Source organism: Tsuneonella sp. HG222 (genome assembly GCF_053819185.1).
Window position 1 is genome coordinate 1,380,179 of the sequence record NZ_JBSOQZ010000001.1, and the last position, 20,899, is coordinate 1,401,077.

A 20,899-nucleotide genomic window follows, 5' to 3' on the forward strand; every position below is an offset into this window, starting at 1 on the left:
CCGCTTTTCGTTCAGACGTTGAACTTGAAGTGCAGCACGTCGCCATCCTGCACCAGGTATTCCTTGCCTTCCTGGCGCAGCTTGCCGGCCTCGCGCGCGGCGCTCTCGCCGCCCAGCGACACGTAGTCGTCGAACGCGATGGTCTCGGCGCGGATGAAGCCCTTCTCGAAATCGGTATGGATTTCGCCTGCCGCTTGCGGCGCCTTGGCGCCTGACGGGAAGGTCCACGCACGCGCTTCCTTGGGACCGGCGGTGAAGAAGGTCTTGAGGCCCAGCAGCTTGTAGCCCGCGCGGATCACGCGGCTCAGGCCGCTTTCCTCGAGGCCCAGCGATTCGAGATATTCCGCCCGGTCTTCGGCCGGCATTGCGACGAGCTCGCTCTCGATCGCGGCCGACACCACCACCGCCTCGGCACCCTCGGCCGCGGCCTTGGCGAAAACCTGCTCGCTCATCTCGTTACCGGTCGATGCGTCGTCTTCCGATACGTTGCACACGTAAAGTACCGGCTTGGCGGTGAGCAGCTGAGCCTGGGCGAAGACGCGCGCCTCCTCGTCGTCCTTCGGCTCGGTCAGGCGCGCGGGTTTGCCTTCGCGCAGCAGCTCGAGCGCCTGGCCAAGGACGCTCGCCATCAGCTTGGCTTCCTTGTCGCCGCTCGTGGCTCGCTTGGCCGCGGCGGGCACGCGCTTCTCCAGGCTGTCGAGATCGGCCAGCATCAGTTCGGTTTCGACCACTTCGGCGTCGGCCAAGGGGTCGACCCGGTTGGAAACGTGCTGGATATCGTCGTCCTCGAAGCAGCGCAGCACGTGGACGATCGCATCGACCTCGCGGATGTTGCCCAGGAACTGGTTGCCCAGTCCTTCTCCCTGGCTGGCACCCTTCACCAGGCCCGCGATATCCACGAAGGCGAGCTGGGTCGGGATGATCTTGGCCGACTTGGCGATCGCGGCGATCCGGTCGAGCCGGGTGTCCGGCACGGCGACCTGGCCGACGTTGGGCTCGATCGTGCAGAACGGATAGTTGGCCGCCTGCGCTGCCTGCGTCTCGGTCAGGGCGTTGAACAGGGTCGATTTGCCGACATTCGGCAGACCGACGATTCCGCAGCGGAAACCCATCGAAAACTCCGGTTTTGGGGACAGGAGGCGGCCACTAGCGAAGAGCGCGCCGAAAGGCCAGCCTGCACGCCTGTCGAACGACCCTCGACCCGCTGCCGCGGCGTGCTAGCAAGCCCGCTTCCGGTCCAGAGGGGGACACCATGCGCCGATTCGCCTTTGCCATGCTTGCTGCCACCTCGCTCGCCTTGCCGCTGGCGGCGAAGGACAAGGCACCGGAAACGCCTTCGGCAGTCGCCGGGGCAGAAGCGCAGGAGGGGCTGCTCAGGGTCTTCACCGATCGCAAGGCCGGCAAGGTCTTCATCGAGCTGCCGCCGCCCGATGCCGACGGGGTGTCGGGCCGCTTTATTTACACCGCCGCGCTGGAAACCGGGCTGGGCTCCGCACCGATCGGCCTCGACCTGTCGGCCCCCAAGGGCACCCAGATCCTCGCCTTTCGCCGCCTCGGCCAAGCCGTGGTGGCGGAGATCGAGAACCCGCGTTTCGTCGCCAGCAGCGGCACGCCGGCGGAACGGGCGTCCGTCCGCCGCGCCTTTGCCACCTCCACCCTGTGGCAGGGCAAGGTCGCAGAGGAGCGGCCGGGCGGCGGGGTTCTGGTCGAACTGACGGATTTCACCCTGCGCGACGACATGGGCATCGCCCGCGCCATCCAGCAGGGCGGGGGCGGGACGTTCAAGTACGCACCCAACTTGTCCGCCTTCGATCCGGCGTCGGTCAAGGTCTTTCCCGGCAACATCGAACTGACCAGCCGCCTGACCTTCACCTCCGACGATCCGCAGGCCGAGGTGAGCAACATCGCGCCCGAATACGGCAACGTGACTCTACTCGTGCGCCGGTCGCTGGTCAGGCTGCCCGAACCGGGCTTCGTTCCGCGGGCCTACGATCCGCGCGCGGGCGGCTTCGCCCAGCAGGTGATCGACTTCTCGACCCCGATCGACCGCTCGCCCGTGCGCCAGCTGGCGATGAAGTTCCGCCTCGAGAAGACCGATCCCGCCGCGGCGCGCAGCCCGGTGAAGGAGCCGATCGTCTTCTACATCGATGGCGGGGCGCCCGAGCCGGTGCGCAGCGCGCTGGTGGACGGCGTGGGCTGGTGGGCGCAGGCGTTCGACGAGGCCGGGCTGGTCGATGCCTTCCGTGTGGCGGTCCTGCCGTCCGAGGCGGACCCGCAGGACATCCGCTACAACGTGGTCAACTGGGTCAATCGCGCGACCCGCGGGTGGAGCTTCGGCGCGCCGCTGACCGACCCGCGCACGGGCGAAATCCTCAAGGGTGCGGTGGTGCTCGGCTCGCTGCGCGTGCGGCAGGACATGATGATTTTCCAGGCGCTCGTCGGCGCGGGCCTTACCGGCACGGGCGATCCCAACGATCCGGTCACCGCGTCGCTCGCGCGGATCCGGCAGCTCGGTGCGCACGAGGTGGGCCACACCCTGGGGTTCGAGCACAATTATGCCTCCAGCACGCAGGGCCGCTACTCGGTCATGGATTATCCCGCGCCCCGGGTCGCGCTCACGCCCGATGGGCGGATCGACCTCTCCGACGCATACGGCAGCGGGATCGGCGAGTGGGACAAGTTCGCGGTCAAGTGGCTCTACGGAGCGCAGACGCAGGAAGAGGCCGACCGCGTCATGGCCGAGGGGCGGGCCAAGGGACTGCGGCTCGTCACCGATGGCGAAAGCCGTTCGGCCGATGGCGCCCATCCCGAAGGCGGGTTGTGGGACGACGGCGGCGATTCGGTTGCCGAACTCGCACGGGTCCTCGCGGTGCGCCAGGCGGCGCTGGCGCGGTTCGGCGCGGACGCGATTCCGGCGGGCGAGGACAGCAGCGCGCTGCGCCGCGCCTTCGTGCCGATCTGGCTGCTCCACCGCTACCAGGTCGAAGCGGCCGCGAAGAAGATCGGCGGAGTCTATTTCGATTATTCGCTTGCGGGTGACGGGACCGAACCCGCCCGCGTGGTTGCAGCTTCCGAGCAGCGCGCTGCGCTCGATGCCGTGGTCGGCACGCTCGATGCAAAGGTGCTGGCGGTGCCCGCGCGGCTCGTGCCGCTCCTGACCAGCGGCGCCAACGGGGAAGCCGACCGGCAGACGCAGATCGAGGTGATGGGCACGACGGGGCCGGGCGTGTTCGATCCGCTGGGCGCGGCGGAGACGGCGGCGGCGGTGACGCTGCAGTTCCTTTTCGCCCCCGGCCGGCTCGACCGGCTCGAGAACCAGTCGCGCGCTTATCCCGGCGTGCCGGGGGCGCTCGAGGTGGTTGACGCGGCCATCGAGAAGGCATTCGCCGTCAACGGATTGAGCGAGGCGGACGCGGCAGTCCAGCGGCGGATTGCGACCACCACGGCATTCGCCGCGGTCCGCCTGCAACGCGACAAGGCGCTTTCGCCCACGCTGTCGCTGGCATTGGCGGACCGGCTGAGCAGGCTGGCGACCCGCCTCTCCGCGACCGCAGGTGCGGGAGAGGGCGCTGCCTGGGCCCGGGGCCTTGGTGCGCTTCTGAGTGACAATGAAGCGCTCGATCGGGCGGTGAGCAGCGGCATGTTCCAGCCGAGCATCCCGCCCGGCTCGCCGATCTAGGCGTTCGCGCCGCTCGCGATTTCGTGCGGGCGCAAAAGGACCAGCGCTGCCAGCCCGGCAAGGGCGGCCGATCCCGCCGCGGCCAGCACCGCGCGGTCGAAGGCGATATCCAGCGCCTCGCCCGTCGCCGCCAGCACCGAACCGAGCACCGCCGTGGCGATGAGCCCGCCGGTCCGGGCAATGGCGCTGTTGAAGCCGTTGGCGGTGCCGACGTGCTTCTCGTCGACCGAGGCCATGACCGCGGTGGTCAGCGGAGCCACGACGCCCGCCATGCCGATCGCCACGACGACGAGGGCGGGAAACATCGTCGTCCAGTAGCTCGCGCCAGCAGCGGTGCGGGTCAGGAGGGCGAAACCTGCCGCCACGATCAGCGGACCTACGGTGAGCGGCCAGCGCGGGCCGATGCGCCCCGCCAGCGCACCCATGGACCTCGAGGCGCCCCCCAGGATCACCGGGATCGGCAGCAGCGCGGCGCCCGCCGCCAGTGGCGTGAAGCCGTGGTTTTCGATCAGCAGGAAAGGGATCAGCACGAATGTGGCCCCGAGCGCGCCGTAGAGCAGGAACGTCAGCAGGGTCAGCCCGGCGAAGCTCTTCGTGCCGAAAAGGTCGAGCGGCATGCTCGCATGCTTTCCTTGGCGCGCTTCGATCCAGACGAACAGGCCGAGCGCGGCAGCCCCGGCAAGGGCGGCGGCAAGCCCCGCGCCGGTCTGCGGTTCGGTGCCGCTGAGCACCGTCAGGCCCCACGTCAGCAATCCGAGCGCCACGGTCGCCACGCCCACGCCGGACCAGTCCAGCCGTTCCTTGCCCTCGCGGGTCTCCGCCACCTTGAACCACGACACGGCCATGGCGCAGGTGGCGAGCGGCAGGTTCAGGTAGAAGATCGCGCGCCATCCGACGCTCTCGATCAGCCAGCCTCCCAGCAACGGCCCGATGGCCGCTGCAACGGTCGTCGCTGCCGCCCAGGTGCCGATCGCCCGGCCGCGCTCCTCGCCCGAATAGACGCTGCCGATCAGCGCCAGGCTGTTGGGCATCAGCATCGCCGCGCTGGCGCCCTGCACAAACCGCGCGGCCAGCAGGATTTCGAGGCTGGGCGCAAGCGCGCAGGCCAGTGAGGCAGCCGCGAACACGACCACGCCCGAGAGGAACATCCGCCTGCGGCCGAACCGGTCGCCAGCCGCCCCGCCGAGCAGCAGGAGCGCGCTGAGCGGCAGCAGGTAGGCGTTCACGATCCACTGCAGATCGGCGGCGCCGGCCCCAAGATCCTCGCGAATGGCGGGCAGGGCCACGTTCGTGACCGACCCGTCGATAAACGCCAGGCTCGATGCGAAGATCGAGGCGACCAGCGTCCAGCCGGGGGCGGCGGTGCGCTTCGGACTCAAGCCTGCTGTCTCAGCGCCACGTCGCTCATGAAGCGGGCGTCGTCACCCCGGGCGAGCCAGTCGGCCTCGCTCGATATCGCGCCCAGCATTTCGGCGAGCTCGTCGATCTCGGCTTTGGCGTAATTGCCCAGGACATAGCCGTGTACCCGGTCCTTGTGCCCCGGGTGGCCGATGCCGATGCGCACCCGGCGAAAATCGGGCCCCAGGTGCTGGTCGATGCTGCGCAAGCCGTTATGCCCGGCCAGCCCGCCGCCGGTCTTCACCTTGACCTTGAACGGCGCGAGGTCGAGCTCGTCGTGGAACACTGTCAGGTCCTCCACCCCCAGCTTGTAGAAGCGCAGCGCCTCGCCGACCGATCGGCCGCTTTCGTTCATGAAGGTGGCGGGCTTGAGCAGCAGAATCTTTTCGCCGCCGAGCCGTCCTTCCTGGAGCCAGCCCTGGATTTTCTTCTGCACCGGCCCGAACCCGTGCACGTCGGCGATGGTGTCGAGCGCCATGAAGCCGACGTTGTGCCGGTGCATCGCATATTGCGGACCAGGATTTCCGAGGCCGACCCAGAGCTGCATCGGCGCCTCCTATGCGCGGGCGGGCGGAAAAGCAAAGCGCCGGCCCCCAAGGTGAGGACCGGCGCCGTGTTTGCTTCAGCGAGAGGAAGCCGAGGATTATTCCCCGGAGGCTTCCTCGTCGGCCGCGCCGGAATCCTGCTCGCTCGAAGCGGCCGGTTCGGCGTCGCCGTCGTCACCGCTTTCGCTCCTGAGAGCGGAGGGGGCGATCAGCGTGGCGATCGTGAAATCCCGGTCGGTGATGCCGCTTTCGGCGCCATCGGGCAGGGTCACGTTGCTGATGTGGATCGAATCGCCGACTTCGAGACCGGTCACGTCGATCGAGATCTCGCTCGGGATCTTGTCGGCTTCGCACACCAGGTCGAGCTCGTGACGAACGACGTTGAGCACGCCGCCCTTCTTGAGGCCCGGGCTGGCTTCTTCATTGGCGAAAACCACCGGCACGTTGACATGGACCTTGGCGTCCTTCGAAAGACGCAGGAAATCGACGTGAATGGGGCGGTCGGAGACGGGGTGCAGGGCAACGTCCTTGGGGATCGTGCGCAGCTGCTTGCCGCCGAGTTCGATCATCACGATCGAGTTCATGAAGTGACCGGTGCCAAGCTGGCGGACCAGTTCCTTCGCCTCGACGTGGATCGTCGTGGGTTCTTCCTTGCCGCCGTAGATCACGGCGGGGACACGGCCTTCGCGGCGAAGATCACGGGAGGCTCCCTTGCCAGCCCGTTCGCGCGCTTCGGCCGGCAGGGTGAGAGCGTCGCTCATCGTATATGCCTTTCGAGTTGCATTGGGTTTACCGTCACGCCTCCAGGGATGACCATGACGGGAGGCGCGCCCCTAGGCGAAAGGGGCCCATAACGCAAGCAGCGATGCAAGCGCATTGGACCGTGGCGCCTTGGCCGGGTCCTCCGCCCGGATCAGTCGATCCGCCGGACCGCGAAGCCGGCGCGTTCGAGCAGCGCGGGCAGGCCCTCGTCGCCCAGCATGTGCGCCGCGCCCACGGCCACGAAGGGCCGTTCGTTCAGCCGCAGCATGTCGGCGATCTGCGGCGCCCAGCGGCGATTGCGCGATACCTGCAGCGCCTCGCGCAGTTCCGGGTCGGCCAGCAGGCCTTCGCTGCCCTGCTTTTCAAGTGCGGCCAGGTTGCCGGTGAGCCAGGCGTCGATCCGTTCGTAGCCCGGCTTCTCGCGCGCGAGGGTCATCAGCAGCGCCGCCTGGTCGGCAGGTGCCAGCGTGTCGAAATAGCCGTATTGCTGGGCAAAGGTCTCGAGCCCGTAGACGCGCTTGCCGCCGTCGACGAAGGCGCGGTCGACACTCTGCGTCGGGCCTTCCGGCCGGGTCCGGTTGGCGAGCACCAGCGCCGCGCCCCAGGTCTCGATCTGCGAGAAGGCATCATCCTCCATTTCCGCACGCTCGAGGAAGTCGACTAGGTCGGCCCGGTCCTCCGGGGCGACCCGCGCCGAGAGCGGGGGTAGGTCGACGGTGTTCTGCAGCCGGTCGAATACGCCGGCCGCGCGGTTGGCGTTGCCGATGTCGGCGATCTCCAGCACCAGCACGCCGGCCTGATCGTAGGCCCCGCTCACCGCCGGGGTCCGCCAGCGGACGTCCTGCGGCAGCGAATGAATAGTGCCGAACAGCCAGCCCTGTTCGCCGTTGGGGCCTTCCACTTCCCACAGCGCGGGCTTTGCCGCGGGCCATTCGCGCGGCGGCTCGCCGCAGGCCGTAAGCGCCAGGGCGCCCAGGATCGCGAGCGCGAAGCGCCAGATCAACGCATCACCCGGCGAACCTTGATCCCGCGCCGCTGCAGCAGGTCCTGCACGCTGCCCTTGCCGGCCAGGTGCCCCGCACCGACCGCAACGAAGCTGGTGCCCGGCGTGCCCAGCCGCTGGCCGATCCAGTCCGCCCAGTTGCGGTTCCGGTCGGTCATCAGCCGCCGATAGAGCACCGGGTCCTCCAACTCGTCGTTCATCAGCACGGCCAGCGACTGCGCGTCGCCCGCCAGCCACTTGTCGACCATGGCCTGCAGCGTCTGCCCGGCGGTGCCGATGCCCTCGACCGTTTCGTCGAGAAAGGTCAGCTGCGCGTCCATCGGCAGGCCGTCGAAAATGTCGATCTGCTGGTCCAGGGTTTCGAGCGCGAGCTGGTTCTTGCTGCCGGAGCGGGCGGCAAGGGCGTTCTCCGCCCCGGTCTGGGGATTGAACCCCTGCTTCATCACGGGGAGCAGGGCCAGCGTCATCGAGGCGTACCACGGCTCGTACCGGTCGAGCGCCTCGACCGGGAGGCCGAGCGAGACCATCGCCTCTTCGTACTGGACGCGGTTGTCCGGTGTCATCATGTTGCGCAGGTTCTGCCCGGCCGGCAGCGCGGCGCGGGCGATTATCGCGCGCGAATCCGCCTCGCCCTGGCCGAGCGGGATCTCGGTCACCAGTTCGTCCGACGCGTTGTAGGCATCGGCGATCGGCCCGGCGAACCACCCGGCATTCTCGGTCAGCGCATGGACGGTGCCGAACAGGTAGATCTTGGTGTCGCCGTCCGACACTTCCCACATCGCCGGGGCGACGAAGCGCGGATCGGGCGCGTACAGGTTTCCTGCCGTGGCACAGCCAGGCAGCGCGAAAGCGAGCAGGGTGGCGAAAAGCTTGCGAAACATGGAGAAAGGGGGACCCTGAGACCTAAGATGGCTATCTAGGGCCTCTCGGGCGGTTCGTGTAGGGGTTTCCTGCTGCGCCATTGACGGTTTTTCGCCTGTCGGCCAAAGCGCCGGCCCATGACCGCCGCCCTTTCGCCTCCAGGTCCGCTCAGTTTCCAGGACATGATCCTCACGCTCCACGATTACTGGAGCGCGCAGGGATGCCTGATCCTGCAGCCCTACGACATGCGGATGGGGGCAGGCACGTTCCACCCGGCGACCACGCTGCGCGCGCTCGGGCCAGAGCCGTGGAGCGCAGCCTATGTCCAGCCGAGCCGCCGCCCGACCGACGGCCGCTACGGCGAGAACCCCAACCGGCTGCAGCACTATTACCAGTACCAAGTCATCCTGAAGCCCAACCCGGCCGACCTGCAGGAACTATACCTCGAGAGCCTGCGGCGCATCGGCATCGACCCGCTCAAGCACGACATCCGCTTTGTGGAGGACGACTGGGAAAGCCCCACGCTGGGCGCCTGGGGGCTGGGCTGGGAAGTCTGGTGCGACGGGATGGAGGTGACCCAGTTCACCTATTTCCAGCAGGTCGGCGGGTTCGACTGCAAGCCGGTCGCCGGCGAGCTGACTTATGGGTTGGAGCGCCTGGCGATGTACCTGCAGGGCATCGACAACGTTTACGACCTGAAATTCAACGCGGCCGGCGTGACCTACGGGCAGGTCTTCCTCGAGAACGAGAAGCAGATGTCGAAGTACAACTTCGAGATCGCCGACACCGACCAGCTGTTCAAGGGCTTCCAGCACGCCGAGGCGGAGGCGCAGGCCTGCATCACCGCTGGCGTACCGCTGGCCGCCTACGACCAGGCGATCGAGGCGAGCCACCTGTTCAACCTGCTGCAGGCGCGCGGCGTGATCAGCGTGCAGGAACGCGCCAGCTACATCGGCCGCGTGCGCGACCTGGCCAAGGGCAGCTGCGAGGCCTGGATCGCGCATAACGAGGCCAAATGGGCCGCGGCCTATCCGGGGTGGAGCGCGTAATGGCCGACTTCCTCCTCGAACTGCGCTGCGAGGAAATCCCGGCGCGGATGCAGGCTAGCGCGCGCGCCGACCTCGAAAAGCTGTTCCGCAAGGAAATGGACGCGGCGGGCGTTGCAGTGGGCGGCGTGACCGTCTGGTCGACCCCGCGCCGCCTGGCGTTGATCGCGCGCGGCCTGCCGGAAGCGACCGAGGCTGTGCGCGAGGAAACCAAGGGCCCGCGAGTGGGCGCGCCGCCGCAGGCGCTCGAAGGGTTCCTGCGCAAGACGGGTCTCGCCCAAACCGACCTGACCGAGCGGGACGGCGTGCTCTATGCCGTGGTCGAGAAGCCGGGCAGGGCGGTGGCCGAAGTGCTGGCCGAAGCGATCCCGGCGATCGTCCGCGCCTTCCCCTGGCCCAAATCGATGCGCTGGGGCGCGGCCTCGCTTAGCACTGAGAGCCCGCGCTGGGTGCGCCCGCTGTCGGGCATCGTCGCGATCCTGGGCGAGGACCTGATCGAGTGCGAGGCCGGCGGCATCGCCAGCGGCTACGCCACGATGGGCCACCGTTTCCACCACTCCGGCCCCATCACCATCGGCGGCGCCGACGACTACGCCGAGAAGCTGCGCGCCTGCCACGTCATCGTCGACCATGCCGAGCGGCAGGACCTGATCCGCGCCGGCGCCGCCAGGGCGGCCGCCGATGCCGGGCTGACGCTGGTCGAGGACGAGGGTCTGGTGGTCGAGAACGCCGGCCTGACCGAATGGCCGGTGCCGCTGCTCGGCCGGTTCGACGAGGCGTTCCTCGCCGTGCCGCCTGAAGTCATCCAGCTCACCGCGCGGGTGAACCAGAAGTATTTCGTGTGCGAGGACGCTGCCGGCAAACTGGCCAACGCCTTCGTCTGCACCGCCAACGTCGAGGCCGACGATGGCGGCGCTGCAATCGTCGACGGCAACCGCAAGGTCCTCGCTGCCCGGCTTTCCGATGCGCGCTTCTTCTGGGAGCAGGATCTCAAGACGCCGCTGGCCGACCACGCGAAGAAGCTGGAGCGGATCACCTTCCACGAGAAGCTGGGCACCGTGGCCGACAAGGTCGAGCGCGTGGCCAAGCTGGCCCGCTGGCTGGTGGAAGAGGGCATCGTCAAGGGCGCGGACCCCGACCAGGCCGAGCAAGCGGCCCGCCTCGCCAAGGCCGACCTCGTCACGGAAATGGTCGGCGAGTTCCCCGAGCTTCAGGGTTTGATGGGCGGCTACTACGCCCGCGCCGAGGGCCTGCCCGACACCGTGGCCGACGCCATCCGCGACCACTACAAGCCGGTCGGGCAGGGCGACGAGGTACCGACCGCGCCGGTCACGGTGGCGGTGAGCCTGGCGGACAAGCTGGATACTCTGGTTTCGTTTTTCGCGATCGACATGATGCCGACAGGGTCAAAAGACCCCTTTGCGCTCAGGCGAGCTGCAATCGCGGTTATTCGACAAATAACGGAATGCGCCATCCGATTGTCGCTAAAGAAAACTTTAGGCCAAGCGGCCATTCCAATCATGGCTATCCGCTTTGCCCTTAAGCCGCTCGAACAACTTGCGACACGGTTTGAAGACCATTCGATGTCCACGCACGACGCGACAGCCGAGTTAGCAAAGAATGTCTCGGCTTGGACGGCGGAAACGATCCGACGCGATGTTATTGGACAGGCGACCTGGTCGGTCGATCGAATCCTCGATTTCTTCGCCGACCGCCTCAAGGTCCAGCAGCGCGAAGCCGGGGTCCGCCACGACCTGATCGATGCGGTCTTCGCGCTCGGGAACGAAGACGATCTCGTGCGCCTTCTTGCTCGTGTGAACGCACTTCAGGCCTTTATCAAAACCGAGGACGGCGCCAACCTGCTCGCCGGGTACAAGCGCGCGGCCAATATCCTCAAGAAGGAAGACTGGCACCTGACCGAGGGCCAGATCGCCCGCACCGGCGAGGAGGACCCACTCGCCATGGTCGACGATCCCGACATGAAGGCGGTGATCGCGGCCAAGATGGCGGAGAGGAAAACACTTTCCTACACGCCCGAACCTGCGGAAAAGGCGCTGATCGACGCGCTCGACGCCGCCGAGCCGCAGGCCGAGTCCGCCGTGGAATCCGAGGATTTCGCCGCCGCCATGGCCGCGCTCGCGAGCCTGCGCGCGCCGATCGACCGGTTCTTCGAGGAAGTCACCGTTAACGCCGATGAAGAAGATAAACGCGCCTCGCGCCTCGACCTGCTTGCACGCTTCCGTGCTGCAGTGCACAAAGTGGCCGATTTCTCGCGCATCGAGGGGTGAATTTCTTCTCCCCTGGACCGTGTAACATCCGGTCCAAGTCGTCAGCTTTTACAGGGGTAACATGATCAAGACGGTCTATCCATTCGGCGGTTCGGCGGACCATTCCGATCCCCGGCAGAAGGACAAGACCGTCACCGGCGGCAAGGGTGCCAACCTTGCGGAGATGGCCGAGATCGGCCTGCCGGTTCCCCCCGGATTCACGATCACAACCGAGGAATGCACTGCCTACAACGCAGGCGGCAGGTCACTTAGCGGTGCGCTCAAGGACGAGATCCGCCAGGGCATCCGCCACATCGAGCAGGCGACCGGCTGCCGTTTCGGCGTGCCCGGCTCCGGGGTGCCGCTGCTCGTCTCAGTGCGCTCGGGCGCGCGGGTCTCGATGCCGGGCATGATGGACACGGTGCTGAACCTGGGAATGAACGAGCAGGCGGTTGAAAGCCTGGCCGACACCAGCGGCGACGCGCGCTTCGCGTGGGACAGCTATCGCCGCTTCATCCAGATGTACGCCGACGTCGTGATGGGCGCCGACCACGGCCTGTTCGAGGAAGCGCTGGAAATCGCCAAGGAGGACAACGGCGTCTACCTCGACACCGAATTGCCGGTTGAGGCGCTCGAGGGCCTTACGGTGCGCTACAAGGACATCGTACGCGAGGAGACCGGCCGCGAGTTTCCCGACGATCCCTGGGGCCAATTGTTCGGAGCCATCGGCGCGGTGTTCGACAGTTGGGAGAGCGACCGGGCCAAGGTCTACCGCCGCCTGAACGACATTCCGGGCGACTGGGGCACGGCGGTCAACGTGCAGGCGATGGTCTTCGGCAACATGGGCGAGACGAGCGCCACCGGCGTCGCCTTCACCCGCGACCCGGCCACCGGCGAGCGTGCCTATTACGGCGAGTGGCTGGTCAACGCGCAGGGCGAGGACGTCGTCGCCGGCATCCGCACCCCGCAGTACCTGACGAAGGCCGCGCGCGAGCGGGCCGGGGCCAAGCCGCTAAGCATGGAAGAGGCCATGCCCGAAGCCTATGCCGAACTGGCCCGCGTGTTCGACCTGCTGGAAACGCATTACCGCGACATGCAGGACATCGAATTCACCGTGCAGCAGGGCAAGCTGTGGATGCTGCAGACGCGCAGCGGCAAGCGCACCGCCAAGGCCGCGCTCAAGCTGGCGGTCGACATGGTGGCCGAGGGGCTGATCGACGAGAAGACCGCCGTGCTGCGGGTCGATCCGATGGCGCTCGACCAGTTGCTCCACCCCACGCTCGATCCCGATGCCCCGCGCGACGTGCTGGCCAAGGGCCTGCCCGCCAGCCCCGGCGCGGCGTCCGGCAAGATCGTCCTCGATGCCGACACCGCGGAAAGCTGGTCGGGCCGGGGCGACCGGGTCGTGCTCGTGCGGGTAGAAACCTCGCCCGAGGACATTCACGGGATGCACGCGGCGCAGGGTATCCTGACGGCCCGCGGCGGCATGACCAGCCATGCGGCGGTCGTAGCGCGCGGAATGGGCCGCCCGTGCGTGTCGGGCGCCTCGGGGGTCACGATCGACCTCACCGCGCGGACGCTGCGCATCGGCGAGCGCGACCTGGCCGAAGGCGATACCATCACCATCGACGGGGCCACCGGCGAAATCATGGCCGGGCAGGTGGCGACTATCGAGCCCGAACTGGCTGGCGATTTCGGCACGTTGATGGAATGGGCCGACCGGCACCGCCGGATGAAGGTGCGGACCAACGCCGAAACGCCCGAGGACTGCCGCATGGCTCGCCAGTTCGGCGCCGAGGGCATCGGCCTTGCGCGCACCGAGCACATGTTCTTCGACGCGAACCGCATCGGCGCGGTGCGGCAGATGATTTTGGCCGACGACGAGGCCGGGCGCCGCCGCGCGCTCGAGCGGCTGCTGCCCGAACAGCGTGCCGATTTCGTCGCGATTTTCACCACGATGGCCGGACTGCCCTGCACGATCCGCCTGCTCGACCCACCGCTGCACGAGTTCATGCCGCACAGCGATGCGGAGTACGAAACCGTTGCGCAGGCTTCCGGGGTAGGCATCGACCATCTCAAGCGCCGGGCCGCCGAACTGCACGAGTTCAATCCCATGCTGGGCCATCGTGGGTGCCGGCTGGGCGTGACGTATCCCGAGATCTACGAAATGCAGGCGCGGGCGATCTTCGAAGCGGCCTGCGAGGTGACGGCCCAGGGGAGCAGCGGCGGCGCCGACCCGGTCGTGCCCGAGGTGATGATCCCGCTGGTCGGCACGCGCAAGGAACTGGCGCTACTGAAGGCTGTGGTCGAGGAAACCGCCAGCAAGGTCTTCGCGGAGAAGGGCATCACGCTCGACTATCTGGTCGGCACGATGATCGAGCTGCCGCGCGCCGCGCTGATGGCGGGCGAAATCGCGGGAGAGGCAAGCTTCTTCAGCTTCGGCACCAACGACCTGACGCAGACCACGCTGGGTGTCAGCCGCGACGATTCGGCGCGCTTTCTGGCGGTCTACGTCGACAAGGGCATCTACGCGCGCGACCCCTTCGTCAGCCTCGATATCGAGGGCGTGGGGCAACTGGTCGAGATGGCGGCCGAGCGGGGCCGGGCGGCGCGGCCCGACCTCAAGCTGGGCATCTGCGGTGAGCATGGCGGCGATCCTGCCAGCATCATGTTCTGCGAGCAGGTCGGGCTCGATTACGTCAGCGCCAGCCCCTACCGCGTGCCGATCGCGCGGTTGGCGGCGGCGCAGGCGGCGCTACGTTCCGGCGAGTGACCGGCGGCCCGTGAGGGTCACGATCTCGAAGGTCTCGCTGACTTTCCCGTCGGCATCGGCCTGCGCGAGAAACGCCGCCCGCGCCCGGTCGGCCGCCTCGGGCGAGAGGTAGGGGGCGCGCGAGGCGAGGACATTGCCCAGGCGCTGCTCGCGCAGGTCCTGCACCAGCCGGTCCATCCCGGAATAGCGCACGGTCAGCGTGAAGGTATCGACCACCGGGTGCGACCAGCCAGCCCGCGACAGCAGTTCGGGGCACGATCGCGGGTCGATCATCGGGTGGATGCGCGCGGCGGGCCGGTCGGGCTCGGCCCCGAACATCGCCCGTCGAAGCCGGGGCAGGCTGGCGCCACCGACGAACGAGGCGATCACCAGGCCGCCGGGTTCCAGCAGCGTGCGCATCTCGATCAGTGCGCCCGGCAGGTCGTTCACCGCATCGAGCGCGGCAACGCTGATCACCGCGTCGAACCGCTCGGGGAATTCGGCACCCGGACCGGATGCCGAGCCATCGCCGAACTCGCGGACGTAATGCCAGCCAGCCCCCTCCGGACCGCAGGCGAATCCGGCCCTGTCGGTTAGGATCGTTCGCGGAGACACCTGCAGGAAGGCGAGCCGCTCCTCGATATCCTCGCGCATCGCCTCGATCAGGAAATCCGCCGCGCCGTCTTCCCGCGCGAGGCGGGACGAGCGCATCGCGCGAGCCAGCTTGCGGCGGGGCGCGAAAATGATCGGCGGGGCGGTCACGGCGGGTTGCCTACCAAGGGAGCGCGGGGCAGCATACCCACGGTGTCGCTCAAGCAGGTTCTCTCCCCCGTCATCGACCTCGTCTACCCGCCGCGGTGTCCGCTGTGCAGCGCCGGACTTGCGGCGCAGGACGGACTCTGCGCCGCTTGTTGGGGCGACTTGGCCATCCCCGGGGAGCCCTGCTGCGCCAGTTGCCAGCGGCCCTTTGCGCAGGCCATGCCGGACGGGACGATCTGCGCGCCATGCATGGCCGATCCGCCCAGGCACGACGGGATCGCCGCGGCGACGCTCTACAACGAACCATCGCGCAAGCTGGTGCTGGCCTTCAAGCACGGGCGGCGGATCGCGCTGGCCCGGCTGCTTGCGCGGCAGATGGTCGCGCGGTTGCCGGTGCTCGAGGGCGAATGGATCGCGGTGCCGGTGCCGCTCCATCGCCGGCGGCTGTGGCAGCGCGGGTTCAACCAGTCCGCCTTGCTCGCCGCCGAGGTGGGCAAACTGACCGGCGCGCGGCTGGTGGTGGATGCCCTCGTCCGCACGAAGCCGACCCCGCCGCTCGGGGGACTCGGACGCAACGCCCGATCGCGCGCGCTCTCAGGGGCCATCGTTGCCAATGCGAGTCGTGCGGGCCGATTAAAAGGAGCGCAGGTCCTGCTGGTCGACGATGTGATGACGAGCGGCGCGACCAGTGCCGCTTGCGTGTCGGCCCTGAAGCGGGCGGGGGCGGCCAAGGTGGTGATCGCCTGCTTCGCCCGCGTGCTCGACGAAGCACTGGACGCCGCATAAGCAAAACGCCCGGGCAATGCCCGGGCGTTCGCGTGACGAAAATCGCTGGACTGCCGCATCGCCCCCAGTGGATGCAACGGTCCAAACCCTCATTTTGTCCAGTCCGCGTTGACGGTCCCGGGACCCCCCATACCTTGGCGCGATGCGCGTCCGGCTTGGACGGCGGCTCGTCAGAACCGCAAGACGGTTCATTCCACCGAAAGAATTCGAGCGAAAGCCACTTGGCCTGAACGCATAGATTTTACATGGCGCATGTGGTTATCGTGCAACAAGCTGCCAGCAATGGTTGCAGGTCGCGCAACAGTCGGAAAGGATGTGTCATTTCTGAGCGGGAAACCGGCAGGGCCTTCATGCCCAAGTTCGATTCTGCGGGGCTTTTGTCGGCCGTGGTGCAGCACGCCGAAACGGGCGAAGTGCTGATGGTGGCGTTCATGGATTCCGCCGCATTAGCGAAGACGCGCGAGACGGGGCTGGCGCATTTCCATTCGCGCAGTCGCGGCAAACTGTGGATGAAGGGCGAGACGTCGGGCAACGTGCTGCGGGTCCAGCGGATATTGGTCGATTGCGACCAGGATGCGCTGGTGCTCCAGGTGCAGCCCGCCGGCCCGGCCTGCCACACCGGGGCGCCGACCTGTTTCTATCGTGCGCTTGAGGGCGAATATCTCGTGCCCGCCGGAGATACCGAATGACGCCATGGACCCCTCCGCTGCGCGACACGATGTTCGTGCTCGAGAAGTTGCTCGGCGTGGGCGGCCGCGACGACACGCCGCAACTCGCCGCAGTTGACGGCGATCTGCTTGAAGCGGTTGTCGGCGAGGCCGGCCGCTTTTGCGCCGAAGTCGTCGCCCCACTCAATCTGGTGTCCGACCGCGAGGGATGCACGCGTCACGACGACGGGTCGGTATCGACACCGAGCGGGTTTCGCGAAGCCTACCGCAAGGTCGTGGAAGCCGGCTGGATCACTCTGGTCCAGCCCGAGGAATTCGGCGGGCAGGGGATGCCCCATGTGCTGTCCGCGGTGATCGAGGAGTACATGAATTCGGCTTGCGCCGGCTTCATGATGTACCCCGGCATCATGCCCGGGGCGGTGACGACAGTTAATTCCACCGCCACCCCTGAATTGAAGCAGGAGTACCTTCCCAGGATGGTCTCGGGTGAGTGGCTTGCCACCATGGCGCTGACCGAGGCGCACGCCGGCACCGACCTTGGCCTGATGCGCACTCGCGCGGAACCGCGCGGCAACGGCACATACGCGATCTCCGGGCAGAAGATATTCATCTCGGGCGGCGAGCACGACCTGACCGATAACATCGTTCACCTGGTGCTGGCCCGCGTTCCCGGTGCGCCCGATGGTTCGCGCGGCATATCGCTGTTTCTGGTGCCCAAGCTGCTGCCAGACGGGGAGCGCAACAGCCTGTCGTGCGGCTCGATCGAGCACAAGATGGGGCTGAACGGCTCCGCTACCTGCGTGATGAACTTCGACGAAGCGACCGGCTTCATGCTGGGGCAGGAGAACATGGGCCTGGCCGGCATGTTCCTGATGATGAACGCGGCGCGGCTGGGCGTGGGCGCGCAGGGGCTCGCCCACGCGGAGAACGCCTACCAGAAGGGTGTCGCCTACGCGATCGATCGCAAGCAGGGCCGCGGGACCCGCAAATCCGAACACGCGGCCGATCCGTTGCTCGTCCACGCCGATGTGCGGCGCATGTTGATGGACGCCAAGGCCTTCACCGAGGGGTTTCGCGCGCTGGTCCTGTGGACCGCGTTGCAGATCGACCTCGCGCACGGGTTGGCCGATGCGGCCGAGCGCAAGGCGGCCGACGATCTGGTTTCCTTCCTCACGCCGGTGATCAAGGCCTTCGGCACCGACCGGGGGTTCGAGACCGCGGTTGCCATGCAGCAGGTCTACGGCGGGCACGGTTACGTCAAGGAGTGGGGCATGGAACAGATCGTGCGCGATGCACGCATCTGCATGATCTACGAAGGTGCCAACGGGGTGCAGGCACTCGACCTGGCAGGGCGCAAGCTCGCGCGCGACGGAGGCGAGGTGTGCGAGCGGTTCCTGGCACTGATCGAGAGCGCCTGCGCCGACTGTGCTGAGGAACTGCGCTGGATTTCCGGCCCCTTGCGCGAAGGTGTGCACGAAACACGCGAAGCAGCGACCTGGCTGGTATCAGAGGGGCAGGACGATCCCGATGCGCTGGGTGCAGGGTCCTATGCGTTCATGCAGATGATTGGCACGGCTGCCATCGGCTGGATGTGGCTTCGCATGGCCGCGCTCGCAGCCAGCGAGCCCGACAATGCGTTTCTCGCGGCAAAACTGGTGACGGCACGGCATTATGCCGAGCGGACGCTGCCCGATTGCGGGGCCTTGCGGCGCAAGGTCGAGGCTGGAGCCGCAACCCTGATGGCGCTCGATGCCGAGCAGTTCGAGCGGGCCTAGCCGGCCTGTTCAAGGACCTCGTCGAACAGCGCGTGCATCGCGGCCCAGCTTTGCCGGTCGGCGCTCGCGTCGTAACCGGTCGCGGGGTTCGTCGCCGGGCCGGGGTTGGTGAAGCCGTGCTTGACGCCGCTGTAGGAATGGAAATGCCAGTCCGCCCCGGCCGCGTCCATTTCCTCCCAGAAGGCCACCACCTGGCTGCGCGGAACCATCGGATCCGCATCACCATGACAGACCAGTATCCGCGCGGAAATCCTGCCCGGTTCGGTCCCCAATTCGGTGTCGAGCAATCCGTGAAAGCTGACGACGGCCTCAAGCGGAGCGCCTTCGCGCGCCAGTTCCAGCACCGCGCGTCCGCCGAGGCAGAAGCCGATCGCCAGCATGGGAACGCCTGCCGCTCCTTCCAGCGCAGCCAGCGCGCGTAGCGCCTGCCGGATGCGGCGGCGGAAGTCCTCCGGCTCGGGCCTGATGGCGGCAGCAAACTCGCGCGCCTCGTCGAAGGAGGCGGGGTTCTTGCCGTAGAAATCGGCAACCATCGCGAGGTAACCGGCATCGGCAAGCTTGCGCGCCTTGGCGAGCACCACGCCGACCTGGTTCATGATCGTAGGATAGACCGCGACGGTGGCACGCGGCGGGCCCGATGGGCGAAAGACCAGGGCGGTCAGCGTCGTGTCGCCATCGGTATATGCGACCTGTTCGCTCATTCGGACGACCCCTTGGGGACGAAGACCTGGATGCCGTCCTCGCCGATGATCTCGCGGTTATCCTCGCAGACGTATTCCTGCATCTTGTAGTCGGGCAGCCGCTTGTAGGTCCACGACCAGGTCCATGGCTTGGCGAGATGCTCGTCCTCCACGGTGACCTCGTTTCGCAGATAGTCGGGCGCCAGCAGACTGATGCGCTCGGTGATTTTCATCGACTCGGCGTGGGGCGTCCAGCGGAAGGTCACGTAGTCTTTCACGCCGGTCGTCTCGATGACCAGGGTATCGCCCTCCCAATGCCCGACCGACCGACCGAAGAAAGTTGGATCGATCTCGTCCCATGCGGGCAGTTTTTCGCCCATGTAGATGCGACGCTGCTGGTTGAAGGCTTCCTGAGTGATGTTGATCTTCTCGGGTCGCTGGACGATTTCCATCGGAAACATGCCCATCATCATCGCGGGCATGCCGTCAGGGATGCATTTGACGTAGTTGTCTCCCGCCGGCTGCCCCTCTTCGATGCGCTGGGCCAGGATTTTCTGCTTCTCGCGCCAACCAGCCATGAATTCCGGCTTGAGCGGAGGATCGGGAATCGGGGTGGGCGCATAACGCGGATCGACCGGATCGCCCTGCGCGACCGGGTACCGCTCCCACTGTCCCGACAGGTCCGGTTCCGCCAGCACCGGCGCTCCTGCCAGGAGGGCGATGACCGCCAGAAAGGCCCGCATCAATCGGAGGTCCGTGCATAGCGGCTGGCATTGGGGACGCCCGGCAGCATGTGCTTGCCGCTCGGCAGCACGACTTCCAGCACCAGGCCGCCCGCGGTACCGTTGCGCAGCGGCGAGACGTAGACGGTCACCTGGTCGCCGGCCTTGATCGTGCGCGAGGACCAGCCGCCCCGGCTCATCATGTTGATGCTCGTCATCTCCAGCGTGTAATGCTTGGTCGAGCCGTTGGGCTGGGTGGCATCGACCTCGAGAAAGGCATGCGGATTGGTCCACTGGAACTTGGTGACCGCGCCGCGCAGCGTTATCGAGCGCGTGTTGTCGAACATCGCGAACGAATGATGCGCCGCTAACGGAACGATTGGCAGCGCTGCCGCCGCCAGAGCCCAACAGGCCAACCTGCGCATCATTCAACCCTCCCGCCGCTTATGCTTTCGCGAAGGGTATCACGCGCGCCTGCCGCGGCAAGTCCTCTCGCGGTCTAGGGACGCCATTTCACCGGCGGTTCCTCGACGGCGAGGCGACGCGCGGTGGTCACGGTCTGAAGCACGAAAAGCAGGATCAGGAGAATCCCCACGGCTCCGACGAACAGGTCGAACCAGGTCAGTCCGAACACCACCGGCCGATTGCCGGCGGCGATCATCAGCAGGGTCATGGCGATAAGCACCAGGCGCAGCTCGGTTGGTCCGGCATTGAGATAGGACAGCTTCAGCTCTCCCAGCACGCGGACCGAGAGGAACGCGTGGATCGACATCAGCAGGTATCCGACCAGCGCGACGAGCGCGACTTCGAGCATGACGTAGTGGCTGAGCCCGATCCCGACCACGACCAGCGTCGTCGCCAGGCCGTCGCAGCTGTGGTCGAGAAAGTAGCCATAGCGCGGGCGTTCTGTCTTGCGGAAGCGGGCGAGGCTGCCGTCCATCGAATCGCCGAACCACTGGATCACGTACCCGGCGATCGAGAGCCAAAGCCACGCGTCGGCCGCGTTGCTGGCGATGTAGCCGGCGAAGACCGCGAGCGCGCCGACCATGCCGATCGCCGTTAGCAGGTCGGGGACGACCCAGGCCGGCATCCGTGCGCAGAGCCAGTTCAGCAGCCGCCGCTCGCTGCGGGCGAGAACGTTTTCCTGAATCCGGTCGATAGGTTTGAGTTGCGGTGCGTCACGCGATGCCATGGGC

18 protein-coding genes are annotated in these 20,899 nt (G+C 67.3%); 7 read left to right on the forward strand and 11 right to left on the reverse strand.

The genetic code is table 11. The annotated features are described in order from the left end of the window. Positions 1 to 11: 11 nt before the first annotated feature. Positions 12 to 1,112, reverse strand: a complete 1,101-nt coding sequence (ychF, locus tag ACWPMZ_RS06950; RefSeq protein ID WP_455703279.1) for a redox-regulated ATPase YchF — start codon at positions 1,110 to 1,112, stop codon at positions 12 to 14. Between the two features lie 140 nt (positions 1,113 to 1,252). On the opposite strand from ychF, the gene ACWPMZ_RS06955 reads away from it, so the two are divergent. After that, the gene (locus tag ACWPMZ_RS06955) at positions 1,253 to 3,679 is read left to right on the forward strand and encodes a zinc-dependent metalloprotease (RefSeq protein ID WP_455703280.1); all 2,427 of its coding nucleotides are present in this window, start codon (positions 1,253 to 1,255) and stop codon (positions 3,677 to 3,679) included. Here ACWPMZ_RS06955 and ACWPMZ_RS06960 read toward each other — a convergent pair. From ACWPMZ_RS06960 to ACWPMZ_RS06980, 5 genes are all read right to left on the reverse strand, one after another. After that, complete coding sequence (locus ACWPMZ_RS06960; protein WP_455703281.1) at positions 3,676 to 5,058, reverse strand: MFS transporter; 1,383 nt, start codon at positions 5,056 to 5,058, stop codon at positions 3,676 to 3,678. The two genes, ACWPMZ_RS06955 and ACWPMZ_RS06960, sit on opposite strands and share 4 nt — an antisense overlap. After that, complete coding sequence (gene pth / locus ACWPMZ_RS06965) at positions 5,055 to 5,624, reverse strand: aminoacyl-tRNA hydrolase (RefSeq protein WP_455703282.1); 570 nt, start codon at positions 5,622 to 5,624, stop codon at positions 5,055 to 5,057. Before pth ends, ACWPMZ_RS06960 begins: the two co-directional genes overlap by 4 nt. A 96-nt stretch (positions 5,625 to 5,720) precedes the next feature. Further along, positions 5,721 to 6,383 carry a 50S ribosomal protein L25/general stress protein Ctc gene (locus ACWPMZ_RS06970; protein WP_455703283.1) on the reverse strand — a complete coding sequence of 221 codons (663 nt, stop codon included), beginning with the start codon at positions 6,381 to 6,383 and terminating at the stop codon, positions 5,721 to 5,723. Positions 6,384 to 6,535: 152 nt separating this feature from the next. Then, positions 6,536 to 7,387, reverse strand: coding sequence for a TraB/GumN family protein (locus tag ACWPMZ_RS06975; RefSeq protein ID WP_455703284.1), 852 nt, complete (start codon positions 7,385 to 7,387; stop codon positions 6,536 to 6,538). Then, positions 7,384 to 8,268: a TraB/GumN family protein gene (locus tag ACWPMZ_RS06980; RefSeq protein ID WP_455703285.1), complete on the reverse strand. Its 885-nt coding sequence runs from the start codon at positions 8,266 to 8,268 to the stop codon at positions 7,384 to 7,386. Before ACWPMZ_RS06980 ends, ACWPMZ_RS06975 begins: the two co-directional genes overlap by 4 nt. Before the next feature lie 117 nt (positions 8,269 to 8,385). On the opposite strand from ACWPMZ_RS06980, the gene ACWPMZ_RS06985 reads away from it, so the two are divergent. From ACWPMZ_RS06985 to ppdK, 3 genes are all read left to right on the forward strand, one after another. Then, on the forward strand, positions 8,386 to 9,297 hold the full coding sequence (locus tag ACWPMZ_RS06985) for a glycine--tRNA ligase subunit alpha (RefSeq protein WP_455703286.1): 912 nt from the start codon (positions 8,386 to 8,388) through the stop codon (positions 9,295 to 9,297). Then, positions 9,297 to 11,582, forward strand: coding sequence for a glycine--tRNA ligase subunit beta (gene glyS / locus ACWPMZ_RS06990; RefSeq protein ID WP_455703287.1), 2,286 nt, complete (start codon positions 9,297 to 9,299; stop codon positions 11,580 to 11,582). Before ACWPMZ_RS06985 ends, glyS begins: the two co-directional genes overlap by 1 nt. 61 nt (positions 11,583 to 11,643) lie before the next feature. Beyond that, positions 11,644 to 14,334, forward strand: coding sequence for a pyruvate, phosphate dikinase (gene ppdK / locus ACWPMZ_RS06995; protein WP_455703288.1), 2,691 nt, complete (start codon positions 11,644 to 11,646; stop codon positions 14,332 to 14,334). Here ppdK and ACWPMZ_RS07000 read toward each other — a convergent pair. Then, complete coding sequence (locus ACWPMZ_RS07000; protein ID WP_455703289.1) at positions 14,317 to 15,075, reverse strand: methyltransferase domain-containing protein; 759 nt, start codon at positions 15,073 to 15,075, stop codon at positions 14,317 to 14,319. The genes ppdK and ACWPMZ_RS07000 overlap by 18 nt on opposite strands. A gap of 42 nt (positions 15,076 to 15,117) precedes the next feature. On the opposite strand from ACWPMZ_RS07000, the gene ACWPMZ_RS07005 reads away from it, so the two are divergent. The 3 genes from ACWPMZ_RS07005 to ACWPMZ_RS07015 all read left to right on the forward strand — a co-directional run bounded on the left by ACWPMZ_RS07005 (position 15,118) and on the right by ACWPMZ_RS07015 (position 18,301). Continuing rightward, positions 15,118 to 15,858: a ComF family protein gene (locus ACWPMZ_RS07005; protein WP_455704177.1), complete on the forward strand. Its 741-nt coding sequence runs from the start codon at positions 15,118 to 15,120 to the stop codon at positions 15,856 to 15,858. 350 nt (positions 15,859 to 16,208) lie between these two features. Beyond that, entirely contained in the window at positions 16,209 to 16,547 is a 339-nt protein-coding gene (gene hisI, locus ACWPMZ_RS07010) for a phosphoribosyl-AMP cyclohydrolase (protein WP_455704178.1), read from the forward strand. Further along, complete coding sequence (locus ACWPMZ_RS07015; protein ID WP_455703290.1) at positions 16,544 to 18,301, forward strand: acyl-CoA dehydrogenase C-terminal domain-containing protein; 1,758 nt, start codon at positions 16,544 to 16,546, stop codon at positions 18,299 to 18,301. The genes hisI and ACWPMZ_RS07015 overlap by 4 nt, the downstream gene beginning before the upstream one ends. Here ACWPMZ_RS07015 and ACWPMZ_RS07020 read toward each other — a convergent pair. From ACWPMZ_RS07020 to ACWPMZ_RS07035, 4 genes are all read right to left on the reverse strand, one after another. Next, the gene (locus tag ACWPMZ_RS07020) at positions 18,298 to 19,002 is read right to left on the reverse strand and encodes a dienelactone hydrolase family protein (protein WP_455703291.1); all 705 of its coding nucleotides are present in this window, start codon (positions 19,000 to 19,002) and stop codon (positions 18,298 to 18,300) included. The genes ACWPMZ_RS07015 and ACWPMZ_RS07020 overlap by 4 nt on opposite strands. Next, on the reverse strand, positions 18,999 to 19,724 hold the full coding sequence (locus tag ACWPMZ_RS07025) for a hypothetical protein (protein WP_455703292.1): 726 nt from the start codon (positions 19,722 to 19,724) through the stop codon (positions 18,999 to 19,001). Before ACWPMZ_RS07025 ends, ACWPMZ_RS07020 begins: the two co-directional genes overlap by 4 nt. After that, positions 19,724 to 20,131 carry a DUF6152 family protein gene (locus ACWPMZ_RS07030; protein ID WP_455703293.1) on the reverse strand — a complete coding sequence of 136 codons (408 nt, stop codon included), beginning with the start codon at positions 20,129 to 20,131 and terminating at the stop codon, positions 19,724 to 19,726. The genes ACWPMZ_RS07025 and ACWPMZ_RS07030 overlap by 1 nt, the downstream gene beginning before the upstream one ends. Before the next feature lie 71 nt (positions 20,132 to 20,202). After that, entirely contained in the window at positions 20,203 to 20,895 is a 693-nt protein-coding gene (locus ACWPMZ_RS07035) for a CDP-alcohol phosphatidyltransferase family protein (protein ID WP_455703294.1), read from the reverse strand. Positions 20,896 to 20,899: the final 4 nt, after the last annotated feature.

What these genes read in the sequence shown, in the direction of transcription:
- ACWPMZ_RS07035 (WP_455703294.1), bottom strand. Translation starts at nt 20,895, where the DNA reads ATGGCATCGCGTGACGCACCGCAACTCAAACCTATCGACCGGATTCAG.
- ACWPMZ_RS06955 (WP_455703280.1), top strand. Translation starts at nt 1,253, where the DNA reads ATGCGCCGATTCGCCTTTGCCATGCTTGCTGCCACCTCGCTCGCCTTG.
- ACWPMZ_RS06985 (WP_455703286.1), top strand. Translation starts at nt 8,386, where the DNA reads ATGACCGCCGCCCTTTCGCCTCCAGGTCCGCTCAGTTTCCAGGACATG.
- ychF (WP_455703279.1), bottom strand. Translation starts at nt 1,112, where the DNA reads ATGGGTTTCCGCTGCGGAATCGTCGGTCTGCCGAATGTCGGCAAATCG.
- glyS (WP_455703287.1), top strand. Translation starts at nt 9,297, where the DNA reads ATGGCCGACTTCCTCCTCGAACTGCGCTGCGAGGAAATCCCGGCGCGG.
- hisI (WP_455704178.1), top strand. Translation starts at nt 16,209, where the DNA reads ATGCCCAAGTTCGATTCTGCGGGGCTTTTGTCGGCCGTGGTGCAGCAC.
- pth (WP_455703282.1), bottom strand. Translation starts at nt 5,624, where the DNA reads ATGCAGCTCTGGGTCGGCCTCGGAAATCCTGGTCCGCAATATGCGATG.
- ACWPMZ_RS07025 (WP_455703292.1), bottom strand. Translation starts at nt 19,724, where the DNA reads ATGCGGGCCTTTCTGGCGGTCATCGCCCTCCTGGCAGGAGCGCCGGTG.
- ppdK (WP_455703288.1), top strand. Translation starts at nt 11,644, where the DNA reads ATGATCAAGACGGTCTATCCATTCGGCGGTTCGGCGGACCATTCCGAT.
- ACWPMZ_RS07030 (WP_455703293.1), bottom strand. Translation starts at nt 20,131, where the DNA reads ATGATGCGCAGGTTGGCCTGTTGGGCTCTGGCGGCGGCAGCGCTGCCA.
- ACWPMZ_RS07020 (WP_455703291.1), bottom strand. Translation starts at nt 19,002, where the DNA reads ATGAGCGAACAGGTCGCATATACCGATGGCGACACGACGCTGACCGCC.
- ACWPMZ_RS06980 (WP_455703285.1), bottom strand. Translation starts at nt 8,268, where the DNA reads ATGTTTCGCAAGCTTTTCGCCACCCTGCTCGCTTTCGCGCTGCCTGGC.
- ACWPMZ_RS07015 (WP_455703290.1), top strand. Translation starts at nt 16,544, where the DNA reads ATGACGCCATGGACCCCTCCGCTGCGCGACACGATGTTCGTGCTCGAG.
- ACWPMZ_RS06970 (WP_455703283.1), bottom strand. Translation starts at nt 6,383, where the DNA reads ATGAGCGACGCTCTCACCCTGCCGGCCGAAGCGCGCGAACGGGCTGGC.